10 protein-coding genes are annotated in these 14,532 nt (G+C 71.5%); 6 read left to right on the top strand and 4 right to left on the bottom strand.

Annotated features, from left to right (window positions below; genetic code table 11):
* Window positions 1–98: 98 nt before the first annotated feature.
* From ACIOC1_RS06045 to ACIOC1_RS06025, 5 genes are all read left to right on the top strand, one after another.
* Window positions 99–2,927, top strand: a complete 2,829-nt coding sequence (locus ACIOC1_RS06045; RefSeq protein WP_401852257.1) for a GNAT family N-acetyltransferase — start codon at window positions 99–101, stop codon at window positions 2,925–2,927.
* Window positions 2,928–3,066: 139 nt separating this feature from the next.
* Complete coding sequence (locus tag ACIOC1_RS06040; RefSeq protein ID WP_355349308.1) at window positions 3,067–4,653, top strand: putative T7SS-secreted protein; 1,587 nt, start codon at window positions 3,067–3,069, stop codon at window positions 4,651–4,653.
* Window positions 4,654–4,711: 58 nt separating this feature from the next.
* The gene (locus ACIOC1_RS06035; protein ID WP_391044685.1) at window positions 4,712–5,422 is read left to right on the top strand and encodes a hypothetical protein; all 711 of its coding nucleotides are present in this window, start codon (window positions 4,712–4,714) and stop codon (window positions 5,420–5,422) included.
* Window positions 5,419–5,763 carry a hypothetical protein gene (locus ACIOC1_RS06030; protein WP_391122829.1) on the top strand — a complete coding sequence of 115 codons (345 nt, stop codon included), beginning with the start codon at window positions 5,419–5,421 and terminating at the stop codon, window positions 5,761–5,763. The genes ACIOC1_RS06035 and ACIOC1_RS06030 overlap by 4 nt, the downstream gene beginning before the upstream one ends.
* A 6-nt stretch (window positions 5,764–5,769) precedes the next feature.
* The gene (locus ACIOC1_RS06025) at window positions 5,770–6,417 is read left to right on the top strand and encodes a hypothetical protein (RefSeq protein ID WP_391044687.1); all 648 of its coding nucleotides are present in this window, start codon (window positions 5,770–5,772) and stop codon (window positions 6,415–6,417) included.
* Window positions 6,418–6,526: 109 nt separating this feature from the next.
* On the opposite strand, the gene ACIOC1_RS06020 is transcribed toward ACIOC1_RS06025, so the two are convergent.
* The 4 genes from ACIOC1_RS06020 to ACIOC1_RS06005 form a co-directional block, all read right to left on the bottom strand.
* Entirely contained in the window at window positions 6,527–7,975 is a 1,449-nt protein-coding gene (locus ACIOC1_RS06020; protein WP_355349321.1) for a discoidin domain-containing protein, read from the bottom strand.
* Window positions 7,976–8,451: 476 nt separating this feature from the next.
* Entirely contained in the window at window positions 8,452–10,833 is a 2,382-nt protein-coding gene (locus ACIOC1_RS06015; protein WP_401852253.1) for an endonuclease/exonuclease/phosphatase family protein, read from the bottom strand.
* Window positions 10,834–11,114: 281 nt separating this feature from the next.
* Window positions 11,115–12,554, bottom strand: a complete 1,440-nt coding sequence (locus ACIOC1_RS06010) for an HNH endonuclease (protein ID WP_401852251.1) — start codon at window positions 12,552–12,554, stop codon at window positions 11,115–11,117.
* A 71-nt stretch (window positions 12,555–12,625) separates the two neighbouring features.
* Window positions 12,626–13,414 (bottom strand): DeoR/GlpR family DNA-binding transcription regulator, encoded by a 789-nt coding sequence (locus ACIOC1_RS06005; RefSeq protein ID WP_188283080.1) that lies wholly within the window; start codon window positions 13,412–13,414, stop codon window positions 12,626–12,628.
* Between the two features lie 252 nt (window positions 13,415–13,666).
* On the opposite strand from ACIOC1_RS06005, the gene ACIOC1_RS06000 reads away from it, so the two are divergent.
* Entirely contained in the window at window positions 13,667–14,488 is an 822-nt protein-coding gene (locus ACIOC1_RS06000; protein ID WP_401722801.1) for a class II fructose-bisphosphate aldolase, read from the top strand.
* Window positions 14,489–14,532 lie beyond the last annotated feature (44 nt).

The raw sequence follows: 14,532 nt of genomic DNA, 5'->3' as shown, positions 1-14,532 counted from the left end.
GTGAGGTCCCCGGCCCCTGTGAGGTGTCCGGCCCTTGTGAGGTCCCCGATTCCTGTTAAGTTAGGGCACCCTAACCTTAATGATCAGAGGGAGTCAGGGTGAGCAGCGAGGTCTTCAGGGACGCCTGGGGCATCCCCCACCTCCGCGCGGACAGCGCCCGCGAACTCGCCTTCGCTCAAGGCCGGAACGCCGCCGTCGACCGGGCCTGGCAGCTGGAGACCGAACGGCACCGTGCGGAGGGCGGCACCGCCGCGTTCCTCGGCGCCGACGCCGTCGAGTGGGACCGCTTCGCCCGCCGCGCGCTGCTCGCCGACACCGCCCGCCGCTGCCACGCCCGGCTCGACCGGGACACCGCGCGGTGGGTCGCCGCGTACGTGGAGGGCGTCAACGCCGGGCTGCCCCAAGGCGCGGCGCAGGCACCGGAGTTCGCCGCCACCGGCCTCGCACCCGGCCGCTGGCAGCCCTGGACGCCGCTGGCCGTCTGGCTCTCCACCCACATCCTCTTCGCGGGCTTCCCCGCCAAACTCTGGCGGTACGAGGCGGCCCGGCGGCTCGGCCCGGACGCCGTCGCGGTCTTCGCCACCGACGGGCCCGGCACCGCGGGCAGCAACGGCTGGCTGATCACCGGGGACCGCACCGCCACGGGCGCGGCGCTCCTCGCGGGCGACCCGCACCGCTTCATCGAGGCACCGGGCGTCTACCAGCAGATCCGCCTGGCCTGCCCGGAGTTCGACGTCGTCGGCCTCGCCGTCCCCGGCGTCCCTGGCCTCGCCCACTTCGGCCACACCGGCCGGGTCGCCTGGGCCATCACCAACGCCATGGCCGACTACCAGGACCTCTACCGCGAACACCTGCGCCGCGCCCCCGACGGCTCCGTCCGGGCCCTCGGCCCCGACGGCTGGGAGCCCGCCGCTTCCCGTACCGAGACCGTCGCCGTCGCGGACGCCGACCCCGTCCGCGTCGAGATCGTCGAGACCGCACGCGGCCCGGTGATCATCGGCGGCCCCGACGCGCCGGGGAACCCCGACGCGCCCGAGACCGCCGCCGCGCCCGAGACCCCCGCCGCGTCGGACGGCGGCGCGTCGGACGGCGGCGCGGACACCATCTGGAACGCCGTCAGCCTGCGCTGTCCCGCCCGCGCGGGAGCCGAACTCGGCTTCTCCGCACTGCCGTCGCTGCTGCGCGCCACCACCGTCGGCGACGTCGACCGGGCGCTGGACGGCTGGGTCGAGCCGGTCAACGTCGTGCAGGCCGCCGACACCGAGGGCGGCCTCCTGCACCGGACGGCGGGCCGGGTGCCCGTACGGCATCCGGACAACTCCCTGTACGCCGTGCCCGCGTGGCGGAAGGAGCACGCGTGGACCGGCGCCTACGCGCCCCTGCCGCGCGCCGACGTCCGCGACGGCCTCGCGGTGATGGCCAACGCGCGCGAACTGGCCGCCCCGCTCGGCACCGAATTCGCCGCGCCGCACCGCGCGCGCCGCATCCGCCGCCTTCTGGCATCCGCCGACGACTGGACGGCGGACGGCATGGGGGCGATCCACACCGACGTCCATCTCGGCTCCGCCCGCGCCCTGTTGGACCTCGTGGCCGCCCTCCAGGGCCCTGACACGCCGCCGCTGAGTCCCGCGGCCTCCGCTCTCGGCGCGCGACTCCTGCGCTGGGACCGGCGAATGGCGGCCGAGAGCACTGACGCCGCGTCATACGCCCTACTGCGGGCGGCGGTCGTCCGCGGTCTCGCCGCGCACCCCGCGCTCGCCCCGCTGGCCGAACTCGTCCATCTGCCGTCGTATCCCGCGACGTTCACGCCGTGGCTGGCACTGGTGCCCCGGGTGGCGTTCGCGCTGGAGACGCTGCTGGGCGGCGGGCTCATAACCGCGCGGGACCGGGCCGCGATCGTACGGGCCGCGCTGGAGGAGACGGCGGGGGCCGGTGCGGGGGAGGCGGGTGCGGGGGAGCGGACCTGGGGGGAACTGCACCGGCTCGCGCCCTGGCAGGCGCTGCCGCCCGACGCGTACGGGCACGCGCCCGAGGTGTGGCCGAGGCTGGCGGGGGACCACGACTGCGTGCTGTCCACGTCCAGCGTCCCCGGCATCACCCACCACAGCCTGCGCGGGCCCGCCGCCCGCTACGTATGGGATCTGGCCGACCGTGAGAACAGCCGGTGGGTCGTGCCCTTCGGAGCGAGCGGAGTGCCCGGCGGCCCGCACCACCGCGACCAGCTTCCGTACTGGCTGCGCGGCGACCTCGTCCCCGTGGTCACCGACTGGACCCGACTCACCAGGGAGACCTCTGTGCCCGAAGCCCCCGAAGCCCCCGAAGCCCCGAAAGCACCCGAAGCCCCCGAAGCGCCTGCCGCTGGCCCCGCTGGAGCCGCCGCCTTTCACGGGCCGCCCGCCGGCTTCGGGACCGTCCGCTTCGTGCCCGTCGACCCCGACCGGGACATCGGCCTCATCCACGCGTGGGTCACCCAGGCGCGGGGCCGGTTCTGGGGCATGGGCGACGCGACCCGCGACCAGGTGCGCGAGATCTACGCCTTCCTGGACTCGCTCGACACCCACCACGCCTATCTGGTCCGCCGCGACGACCGCCCCGTGGCCCTCTTCCAGACCTACCAGCCGGAGGCCGACCCCATCGGCGACTTCTACGAGCGGCTGCCCGGCGACGTCGGCGTCCACGTCTTCGTCGGCCCCATCGACCCCGGCGCCGAACGCGAACCCGACTACACGCGGCACCTGTTGAGCGCCCTCCTCGCCCACGTCTTCGCCGACCCCGCCTGCCGCCGTATCGTCGCGGAACCCGACGCCCGCAACACCCGCGCGATCGACCGTCTCCTCAGCACCGGCTTCACCCTCGGCCCCCGCGTCGAACTCCCGGACAAACCCGCTCAGTTCGTCTTCCTCACACGCGACTTGACCACTGATTGACCAAAAGAAAGCCGATACCGCGACCGGGAACCCTTCAGGTGGCGTGAAACGTCTCTACTGATGATCAGCTGTTGATCACCGGTTCACCACCCGTGAACACCACCCGCTGAACACCACGCGCCGACGGGGGAATTGACGCATGGGTCGTCCGAGCGACTGGCACATACTCGACATGGATCGCGATCCGGTTCCGGGTGACGCGTCGCGGGTGAAGACGTTGTCGCGGCAGTTGCACGAGTTCGCGGACGATGTGGGCGGCGCGCTGCGGCTGGTGAAGGGGATGCAGTCGGAGGACGCGATCCTGGCGTGGGCGGGGCTGTCGGCGGACGCGTTCCGGGAGGAGTTCGGGTCGACGCCGAAGAACCTCGACAAGCTGCATACGTCGTACCGGATCGCGGCGGAGGCGCTGGAGTCGTACTGGCCGGATCTGGAGCACGCGCAGTACCAGGCGGACCGCGCCCTGGCCGACGGGCGCACGGCGCATGCCCGGCTGGTCTCCGCGCAGAGCGGTCTGAACGGTGCGCAGGACTGGGTGCACACGGCCACGTCGACCGCCGACTCGTACGATCCGGCGAAGAACCACGGCGCGACCGTCCCGCCGCCCGATTCGGACCAGGTCCGCCAGGCCACCCGTGACCTGGCCGCCGCCAAGGCCCGTCGGGCCGACGCCCAGCAGGCCGTCTCCTCCGCGCAGTCGGCGCTCGACGCGGCGAAGCGGCTGGCGGAGCAGGCGCGGGGTATGCGGGAGGACGCGGCGCGACGCACGGTGGCCAGGCTGCACGAGGCGTCGGACGCGGGGATCAGGAACCGGCACTGGTGGGAGAAGGCGGTCCACTGGGTCGCCGACCACTGGGACGAGATCATCACGGTCTGCAAGTGGATCGTGGCGGTCCTCGGCATCGTCGTGATGATCATCGGCGGCCCGCTCGCCTGGCTCGTCGTCGCCGCGGCGCTGCTCGTCCTTGCCGACACCGTCACCAAATACATCCAGGGCAAGGCCACTTTGTGGGACGTGCTCTTCGCCGTCCTGGACTGCGTCCCCATGACCAAGGGCCTGACCTCCCTCGGCAAGCTCGCCGAGCTCTACAAGGCGGGCGGCCTGCTCAAGATCGGTGCCCACGCGCTGGGTTCGGCCAAGGGCGCGCTCAAGAACATGGCATCGCTGATCCGGGACGGCGGCGAGGGTCTCCGGGCGATCACGGTCGCCTTCAAGGGCGGCGACCGGCTGCCCGGCGGCACCATTCCCTTCCGCGATCTGTCACCGAAGGCCAAGCAGTTGGTGAAGGCGCTGGAGGACGGCCACATCCAGATCCGCCCCGCCGAGGTGAATGTCACCCACCTCGCGGAACTCCAGAAATTCGCGGGTGTGGAACACGCCATCGTCCAGGGCCCCGGCGGTGAACTGCGGCTTTTCCGGGGCACGGAGATCGGCAGTTCCATTCCGAAGGACCTGCGCGGCCGGGGCTACAAGTTCACCGTCCACACCCACCCCGAGGACCGCATACCGGGGCCGCCGACCGATATCGAACGGGCCCGGGGAATGCGGAACAGTATGCAGTTCGACCTCGACAACAAGGCGAGCAGGCACGTGGAAGCCGTGGTCAGCCGCGACGGCAATGTCACGTTCTTCGACCACAACGGAATTATCGACGTGCCACAGGGGCAATATCCGCCGGGCGGTCCCATGAATGACCGCGGGTACGTGGTGAGAGTGCCTCATGTATAGTCGGCGTGAATCACCTTCAGCGACGGCATTGAGTGTGAGTACGGAGGATTCGGGCGCGATGAACGGACCCAACGCCTGCCAGTTCTGCGGACGTTATGTCCTCCAGGTGCCGGGCTGGACCACGTTCGTGAAGAGCTACCGAATGCTGCTGGCGCCCTGGGACCCCCAAGAGGTGTTCCTGGAAGGCTCCTTCCACCACTCGTGCCTGCGCACCTCCCCGTACCGGCGGGAGTTCCGCGCGGACGCGCTGCGGCAGCTCACCCAGGGCGACCACGACGTGGAGGTCGAGTTCGAGGGGCGGACCCGGCAGCAGCGCCGCCCGGGAATGGCCTTCACCGAGCAGGTGTTCTTCGGCGCGTCCGGCGAGCTGTTCCGCCATGCCAACGTCGACAGCTGGGTGTTCGTCGAGAAGGACGGCCCCTGGCATTTCCTCTCCGCCGACGACGTGCGGACGCTCGCCGCAGGGAGCCCGCTGCGGAAGTCCTCGGAAGCCGGTACGACACGGCTGCCGAGCGACCCCGGCGAATCCGTCGCCGAATGGACGCTGCCGGAACTGCTCGACTTCCTCGAAGTCCGCGACCTCTACCAGGAAGTGCTCGACCGGCTCGAACCCGAATACACCTTCTGGGAGTTCAACGCCATCGCGCCGAAATACTTCCTCGACTACTCGGTGGACTGCGTCCAGCCGCTCCCCGCCGAACTGGCCGCATTCTGCGCCACCTACACGTACCGCGCCCGCAGCCTGGACTGGGAGGACGGCGACGCATGAGCGAGGACCGGCTGGCGATACCGCTCGACCTGCTGGAGGACTTCGCCACGATGCTCGGGTCGATCACCAAGCGGCTCGACGACACGAAGGCGACCCTGCGGGCCTTCGAGGACGACATGGGCGACGGCAGCGTCGCCGGCGCGCTCGACCACTTCCAGTCCAACTGGAAGGACGGCAGGGGCGACATCCACAAGCAGCTCACCGGCCTGGAGAAGATGGCGACCACCGTGGTCAGCGAGATCCGCAAGGTGGACACCGACCTGGCCAAGCAGCTCGCCGACTCCACCGAGAGCGCCCCCGGCCCGCAGCAGGGGCCCGCCCCGCACGGCACGAAGGAATAGCCGGTCATGAACGAGAGCACGCCGGAAGCCCCCGCCGCCCCGCCGGTCGGTGTCTCCCTGTCCGTACCCGAGTCGTGGTGGGAGTTCGACGTACGGCCCGAGGGCCGCGAGGAGACCGTCCGCGCGCTGATCGACGCGCGCGTCCGGGCCGTCCCCGAACTGGCCCCGTACCGCAAGGACCTGGTCGCGCTGCTGCGCCGGATGGCCCGTGACGCCCATGACGCGGGGGCGCTCTACTGCGGCTGCATGGCCGAGAACTTCGAGGGCGTCCCGCTGACCGCGATGGTCACCGTCACCGTCGTGAGCGCCACCGGCTCCCAGGGCTCCACGCTGAGCACCGACCCGCGCGTCATCGCCGAGACGCTCAGGACGATCACGCCCCGCCGCGAAGGCGACGCCTGGCGGCGGGTCACCACCGTCGAGATCCCCGAAGTCGGCCTGTGCGCCCGCACGGTGGGCGTCGAGGACGTCCCCGTCGAGCAGGGCGACACCCGCACGGTCCGGATGGCGCTCACCCAGACCTACATCCCCGTTCCCGGCCGCCCCGCCGAGATCGTCCTCGTCTCCGGCGCCAGCCCCGTCCTCGACCTCGCCGAAGCGTTCCACGACATCTTCGACGCGGTGACGAGCACCTTCCGCTTCGCGACGGCGTAGGACACGCGGCGGTACGCGGCGAGGGCGGGCGGGCCCGGCAGGGGGTCCGCCCGCCCTGGTACGCGGGGGAGGCGTTCAGCTCTCCTGGAGGTGCGGGCTTCGGGCGGTGTCAGCTCCCGAAGACCTGGAAGTCCCAGAGGGAGTAGCCGTAGGCGGTGGCGCGTTGGGTGCCGTACACGCGGATGTAGCGGCCGGTGCAGTTGACGTTGAGGGTCTGGAGGCCGCCGGTGCCCGCCGTGGTGCTGTAGCAACTGGTCCAGTTGGTGCCGTCGTTGGAGACCTGGATCTGGAACGCCTTGGCGTAGGCGGCCTCCCAATTGAGCTTGACCTGGTTGACGGCGTGCGAGGCGCCGAGGTCGACGCGCAGCCACTGCGGGTCGCTGAAGGCGCTGGACCAGCGGGTGGTGGTGCTGTTGTCGACGGCGGCCGAGGCGGGGGTGCCCGCGTTCTCCGTGGAGGAGGCCGTCGCGGGCTTGTTCAGCGCCAGGTTGGTGCCGTTGGACGGCGGAGTGGTGCTGCCCGGGCCCTTGTTGTAGACGGCCACGTAGTCGATGTTCATCTGGCCGCCGCTGACGGTCGCCGCGTTGGGGCCGCCGCCGAAGGCGTCGGGGAAGCCGCCGCCCATCGCGAGGTCGTAGATGATGAAGAACGGGTGGTCCACCGCGTTGGCCCAGGTCGTGGCGTCGACCTGATTGGCGTTGACGGTGAAGTAGTTGGCGCCGTCCAGGTACCAGCGGATCTGCTCGGGCGAGACCGAGCGGTCGATCTGCACGGCGTAGGTGTGGTAGCCGGTCTGGCAGCCGGAGCAGGCGCGTTCACCGCTGCCGATGCCGGTGGACTCGTTGCACGGACCGCCGGGGTTGACGCCGCAGTGCAGCGTGCCGAACACCGAACTGCGGGAGTTGATGTCCTCCATGATGTCGACCTCGCCGGAGGTCGGCCATGTGGTGCCGGTGCGCAGCGTCGAGCCGAGCATCCAGAACGCGGGCCAGTAGCCGGCGCCGTTGGCGGTCGTCAGATTCGGCTGCTGGATCGACGACTGCATCATCACGACGCCGCCGGGAGGCGCCCCGAAGGACGACGACTGCGTCTCGATCCGGCCCGAGGTCCAGCCCGCGCGCGGGTCGCTGCCCGAGTGGAGGGCGCGCAGCACGAGATGGCCGTTGCCGTCCTGGAAGACATTGGACGTGCTGTTGGTCATCGTCTCGATCTCACCGGTGCCGAAGCTGCTGCCGGGGCCGGTGTCGTACTTCCAGTTGCCGCCGTCGACCCCGGTGCCCGAGGCGCCGTTGAAGTCGTCGCTCCAGGTGGTGGTGAAACCGGCCGGAGGGGCGGGTACGGCGGCGGGTGCGACGGCCGGGGCCGCCGCGGGGGTGGCCGCGCCGCCCGGGCTCGCCACCGCCGTCAGGCCGGCCAGGGCCAGCGCGCCGACGGCCAGTGCCGCGAGGCCGATCCGGGTGCGGGAGCGGCGCCCGCGGTGCGACGCGGCGCCGGCCGTACCGGCCCGGTCCTGAGGGTCGTGCCCGTGGTCCTGCTCTGGTGCGTGTCCGGTGGACATGCGAGATCTCCTGTCCCGACGAAGCGTTGTGGGGGGTGCGCCCGTGTGCGGAGTACGGCGTGACCGCCGCGTACCGCGTGACCGCCGTGTACGGCGGGGCCGTTGAGCGCGGCGTGACCGCTGGGTGCGGCGGGACCGCGCGTTACGGCGTAACCGTTTCCGGCGGCTCAGGGCGCGTGCGGGAGCGCTGACTGCGAGAGGCTGCCGTGTGGCATCGCGCTGCCTTCCGGCGTGGCGTGCATGAGGACTCCTGACCGGGTGGGGGGCCGTGTACAGGGTGGGGCACGCTCGTGAGAGCGCTCTCTCGAACAGGTAATGGTCTATAACTCCGCCATGCGCGCGTCAAGGCGTGGGGCAGGAAAGCCGGGCAGCGCGAAGGGGCGGACCCCGCCGGGCCCGCCCCTCACATGTGCCTCACGCGTCACTCAGCCGTACGACGACCTGCGACGACGTGACGCCGTACGAATGACGACCTGCTACGGCTTGATCTTGACGACCTGCGGGTCGTGGTCGCTCGTCTGGTTGGCGAACTCCGAGTTGATGTGCACCACGTCGTAGTCGACGTGCTTCAGGCTGGGGCTGACCAGGATGTGGTCCAGGACCTGGGAGTTGCCCTCGTACACGTAGGAGTAACGCTCGTCCTTGGGCAGGGTGTTGACCAGGTCGGTGAGGACCGTGCCGTTGCCGGTGAGGGCCTGGGCGGCGGGCGAGAACTGGTAGTCGTTCAGGTCGCCGAGGACCACGACGTTGGCGTTGCGGTCGGCCTTCTCGAGCTGCTGCACGAAGTCGTGCTCCAGGATCGCCTGGCGGTTGCGCTGCACCTCCGAGCTGCGGACCGGCGGCTGGAAGCGGCTGTCGATGCCCTGGTCGCCGCCCTTGCTGTTGAAGTGGTTCGCGATCACGAACAACTTCTCGCCGCGGAAGGTGAATTCGCCCACCAGCGGCTTGCGGCTGCTGTTCCACGCCGGGTCGGTGGGCGCGATGCGGCCGGGGGAGACGGTCAGCGCGGTCTTGGAGCCGGTGCCGGTGATGCCCACCGCGGTGGTGGAGTCGCCGCCGGGACGGTCGACGAAGCTGACACGGTCGGGGTTGAACAGGAACACCGAGCGGATGTTGCCGCCGGGCTCGCCGCCGTCCTTGTCGTTGACCGGGTCGATCGAGCGCCACTGGTAACTCGGGCCGCCCGCCGCCTTGATGGCGTCGGTCAGCTTGGTCAGCGTCTTGTCCGCGGCGACCGTGCCGTCGTCGGTGGCGCCGTTGTTGTCCTGGATCTCCTCCAGCGCCACGATGTCGGGCGAACGGAGGTTGGTGACCAGGCCCTTGGCGAGCGCGTCGAACTTCGACTGCGGGTTGCCGGGCGCCAGGTTCTCCACGTTGTACGTGGCGATGGTCGCCTGGTCCGACTTGGCCTTGTCGGTCACCTCGGGCTTGAGGCCACCGCTCTTGACCGTGCCGATCGTGCGCGCCTGGACGGCGAAGGTGCCCGCGTACTGGTTGTAGTCCAGCGGACCCGCCGTCGTACCGCGCAGCGTGTCGCCGACGTTCGCCACCGGGAACGCCTGCGTGGCGGTCGGGATGAGCGACTGCACCATCAGGCGGCCGGAGTTGGGCTGGTCGTAGCCCGTGTAGAGGGTGCCGCCGCGCTTGGTCTTGTTCTGGTCCGCCTTGACCGTCACCCACAGCTCGGAGTACGGGTCGGTGGCGCCGACGACGCGGCTGTCACCGATCTGCACGTTCATGCCCTCGAGCGAGGCGAAGAGGTCGAGCGCGTACTCGTCGGGACGCAGCGGCAGGTTCTCGATCGTGCCGCCGCCGACGGCCGGGACGAACGCGTCGGGGACGCTCTTCTTGTCCAGGACGACGGGCGCGGGGAGCGCGTTGCCGTGCGAGACCACCGTGGCGGCGGCCTTGGTCAGCTCGGTCACCGGCTGGCCGCCGGCGGAGGTGCCGCCCGGGTAGTAGTCGGAGACGGTGCCCGCGAGCGAGACGCTGTCGCCGACCGCGACGGTCGGGGTGACCGAGCCGGTGAAGACGTAGATGCCCTCGCTGGTACGGGGGTTGGCGTCCGGCGTCGGGTCCTGCACCCAGTAGCCCTGCGAGGAGCCGAAGGAGCGGACGCCGATGACGATGCCGGTCACGCCGGTGACCGCCTTGCCCGCGAGCGGGGAGAGCCGGGTGTCGCCCTGGATGTCGTGGATCTTCGCCTCGACGCCGGTCGGGGGCGAGGTGGGCGGCGTGGTCGGCGGGGTGGTGGGGGGCGTCGTCGGGCCGCCGCCGTCACCCGCGGCGCCCGGAGTGGGCGCGCCCGCGGTGAAGTCCGCCGCGTTGTCGTCGGTGTCCGTCAGGGCGGGGCGCGCCACCGAGTCGGTGTTGCTCGCCCCGGCCGCCGGGCCGTTGCCCTCGAACACCGCGGCGGTGCCGTAGCCGACCAGGTCGCGGATGGTGCCGTCGGCGGCGCAGTCCGCCTTCGTCACGCAGGTCAGCGGGTCGGTGCCGTGCACAAGGGCGACCGTTCCCGTCGTACCGGACATGTTGATGGCGCCGACCACGTTCGGCGACGGCAGCGCCGTCGTCCCGCCGGTGCCCGCGGCCTCCTGCACCAGATACCGCGCGCCCGCGCCGAGCGACCCGGTCAGCGGCGTCACCTGCCACTTGGACGTCGGCGTCGGCGCGCCCGGCAGGTACTGCACGCTGTACCCGCTCAGGTCCAGCGGAGCGCTGCCCGAGTTGGCCAGCTCGATGAAGTCGTTCGTATACGTGGCACCGGAGTTGCCGCCGCCGCCGTACACCTCGGACACCATCACATCGGCGGACGGCGTCGCGAAGGCGGTGTGCACGCCGACCGCGGCCAGCACCACAGCGCCGGCTATCCCGATCGTGACCAGCCGCTTGCGGTTCCCGGCAGTACCGGGTCTGTCAGGGCGGGGCTCTGCCCCAGAGATGTGCGACACCGGTGAGGGTCTCCTTCGTGCGGTGTGTTGAACGCGATGAATACGTCGTGTTTCCACGTCTCATGACGGCACATCACCATGAGCCGGAATGAGCGATCCGGCTCAAGATACGCGCGTAGACCCCGCCGTAGAAGGAGCCGAGAGGTTAAATCTGCGTAGTTCCCGACGACGCTTTCCCGTACCGCCGATCAGTCCCCCCGCCCAGTGCTACCGCCAGGACCGCGGCTGTGCCGACGGGCGAGAGTCGCCGCGTGCCGCTTTCCGGCCTCTTCGGCGAGGACGGCGCGCAGCTTCTCGCGCCTGCGCCCGCGGGTCTTCACCGCGTGGCAGTTCGGGCACAGGGCGACCATGTTGCTCGGGTGGTCGCGTCCGCCGAGCTGGAGGTCGACGACGTGGTCGATCTCCACTATGGCCGCGCCGCTCGGTGTCGTGTCCGCGGGCTGGCCCGTGCAGCCGGGGTTCTCGCAGAGTCCGCGGCAGCGCTCGAGGACGGCCTGACGCGCCGCGCGCGACCGGACGTAGCGCTCGGTGGTGGTGCTCACGCGGCCGGTCCCGCGCCGCTTCTCGTGGTGCTCGGCGGCGCGGCAGAGCCGGTCGTAACCGGCCGCGAGGACAACGGGGTCGGGGGTGAAGCGTTCCGCGCCCTCGGCGACCTGGCCGTCCTGATACGGCTGACGGTCCTCATGCGGCCCGGTTCCGTACCGTTCGGTCTCGTGGGTCTCGTGGGTCTCGTGGGTCTCGTGGGTCTCGTCGGGCACGTCGACTTCGTCGTCATCGAGCCCGACCTCGCGCAGGAGCGGGCCGGGGTCGACGTCCTGGTAGTACGTGTCCACCAGCGTGTCGACGACGACGGCCCGCGCCTCGCCCGACCGGCGCAGCAGGTCGTACACGGCCTCGGTCAGACCGCCCGACGGCTGCTGCTCGGCGAACCAGCGCGCCAGCGTCGCATCACCGTGCGCGGGCGGTACGGCGCCCGAGTGGCCGGACAGCTCCCACAGCCCCGCGCGGTACAGCGCCGCCACCGGGTAGTCGGCCCGCGGCCGCTCGCCCCGCGTCCCGCGCCGTTCGAGCAGCCCGCCCAGCTCCTCCTCGACGCGGCTCCACGGCAGCACCCGCGCGCGCCCCCGCCCCGCCCGCCCGAGCGCCCAGAGCAGCGTCATGGGCTGGTACAGCAGCGGGGCACCTTGCGCCTTGTTCACCTTCAACCGCCCTATGCGGCCGACGAGTTCGCCGTACGCGCCCAGCAGGACGGCGTTGTCGTCGGACCCGGCCCCGGCCCCGCTCGCGGCTTCGGCCCCGACTTCGACTTCGACTTCGACTTCGACTTCGACTTCGGCCTCGGCCTCGGCTTGAGCTTCGACCACCGTGTAGCCGAGCGCGCGGAGCACGCCGACGGCGGCGGCCAGCCCGCCGGAGAAGTCGGCCGGGGCGAGGGGCTGCCGGCCGGGGAGGTAGCCGTGGGCCACGCCCACGATCGCCTTGGAGTCGTACCGCTCTCCGTCGTGCAGGAGGAAGTAACGCAGCGCGGGGCGGAAGCCGTACGTCCGCAGGAACGCGTCGCGGCCGAGCCGGTCGAACTCCTCGATCGCCCGGCTGATCTCCGTACGGGTGACGTCGCTCGGTGCCATGGCGGAAGGGTAAGGGGTGCGAACGGCCACGGGCGGGCCCGGCGGGGTCAGGGTCAGGGGCGGGGCCCGGGTCAGGCGATGGTGACGGTGATGCCGGCTTCTTCGAAGGCGGCGGCGGTTTCCGGGGGGATGGCCTCGTCGGTGATGAGGGTGTCGATGGTTTCGAGGCCGCAGACGCGGGCGAAGGCGCGGCGGCCGATTTTGGAGGAGTCGGCGGCGATGACGACGCGTTGGGCGCGTTCGGCGAGGAGGCGGTTGATGCTGGCCTCGTCCTCGTGGTGGGCGTAGACGCCCTGGGCGGGGTCGAGGGCGTCGATGCCGAGGACGGCGATGTCGAGGATGATCTCCTGGAGGACGCCGCGGGCGAGGGGGCCGGTGAGTTCGTAGGACTGGGGGCGGGCGACGCCTCCGGTGACGACGATCTTGATCTGGGGCCGGATGACGAGCTCGTTGGCGATGTTGAGGGCGTTGGTGACGACGGTGAGGGCGGGCTGGCGGGTGCCGTCCGCCGTGACGTCGCCGCGCAGGGCCAGCGCGCGGGCGACCTCGGTGGTGGTCGTGCCGCCGGTGAGGCCGACGACGTCGCCGAGAGCGACGAGGGAGGCGGCCGTCCTGCCGATGCGCTGCTTCTGGGAGGCGTGCCTGGCCGTCTTGTAGCGCAGCGGCAGCTCGTACGAGACGCCGTGCGCGACGGCCCCGCCGCGGGTGCGGGTGAGCATCTGCTGCTCGGCGAGCTGGTCCAGGTCGCGGCGGATGGTGGCGGTGGAGACGTCGAGCGTGGTCGCGACCTCCTCCACCTCCACGCGGCCGTGCTCGGCCAGCAGATCCAGCAGTGCGGTCCACCGGGCGTCCCTGGACACAGGCGTTCTCCTCCGTGACGTGATCGTCCTCGGCTTGATCGTGCGTGGGTTGGCCGGTTCGGCTCGACCGTGCGCGGCTGATCGGGCTCGGCTCGACCGGTTCGGCGTGATCGTGCGCGCACCAGCGTGGCACACGCGTGCGGACCCCACGGCCGTGCGGACTGTGCGCACCAGAAATGCTTGAAAGTGTTCGATTGTGCGGAGTAAGGTGCAAATACAAGCATCCTCGCGCAAGCACCGTCGGGAGAACCCATGCCTCTTGCAGCCGCCCGCGCGCTGATCACCGCCGCAGCGGTCGAGCACCGCGCCATCGCGGCCTTCGACGCGATCACCCTCGAACACGTACAAGCCGTCGTCGAAGGCGCGGAGTCGGTCGGCTCCCCGGTGATCATCCAGGTCAGCGAGAGCGTGGTGCAGTACTACGACGGGCGACTGCTGCCGCTCGCCCGCGCCGCCGCGGAGACCGCGCGGGCCGCCGCCGTACCGGTCGCGCTGCATCTGGACCGGGTGCGCAGGACGGCGCTCCTCGCCCAGGCCGCGCACTGCGGCTTCAGCTCGATCATGTACGACGCGGCGCGCCTGCCGTACGCGGAGAACGTGGCGGTGACGCGCGACGCCGCGCAGTGGGCGCACGAGCAGAATCTGTGGATCGAGGCCGACGCGGCGGCCGTCCCCGCGGGCGCGGCGACCGGTCCCGAGCCGGGCGGCGGCCCGGCCGCGGCCCGCGCCTTCGTCGCCGCGACGGGAGTCGACGCCCTGACCGTCCCGCTCGGCGCGCGCCCGGACCGCCGACTGCTGGCCCGGCTGCGTACCGCCCTCGACGTCCCCCTCGTCCTGCGCGACACGGCGGGCGCCACCGCCGGTGAACTCGGCCTCGCCGCCGCCGAGGGGATCAGCAAGGTCACTGTCGGAACCGGGCTCGACATCGCCATGACCGGCGCCGTCCGCGCCCGCCTCGCCGTGGACGACATCACCGATCCCCGCGTCTATCTCCGCGAGGGGCGGCGCGCCATGACCGCGACCGTCGCCGGGTTCATCCGGGCGCTGGACAGCCGCCTTCCGGCGGGGGCGTAAGGGGGCATGAGGCTTCCGGCGGGGGCATAAGGGGGGCGTGAGGC

It is taken from the genome of Streptomyces sp. NPDC088197, assembly GCF_044741185.1.
Taxonomy (GTDB): Bacteria; Actinomycetota; Actinomycetes; order Streptomycetales; family Streptomycetaceae; genus Actinacidiphila.
Note: the sequence above shows the minus strand (reverse complement) of the source record. Positions and strands in the feature narration are given on the sequence as shown.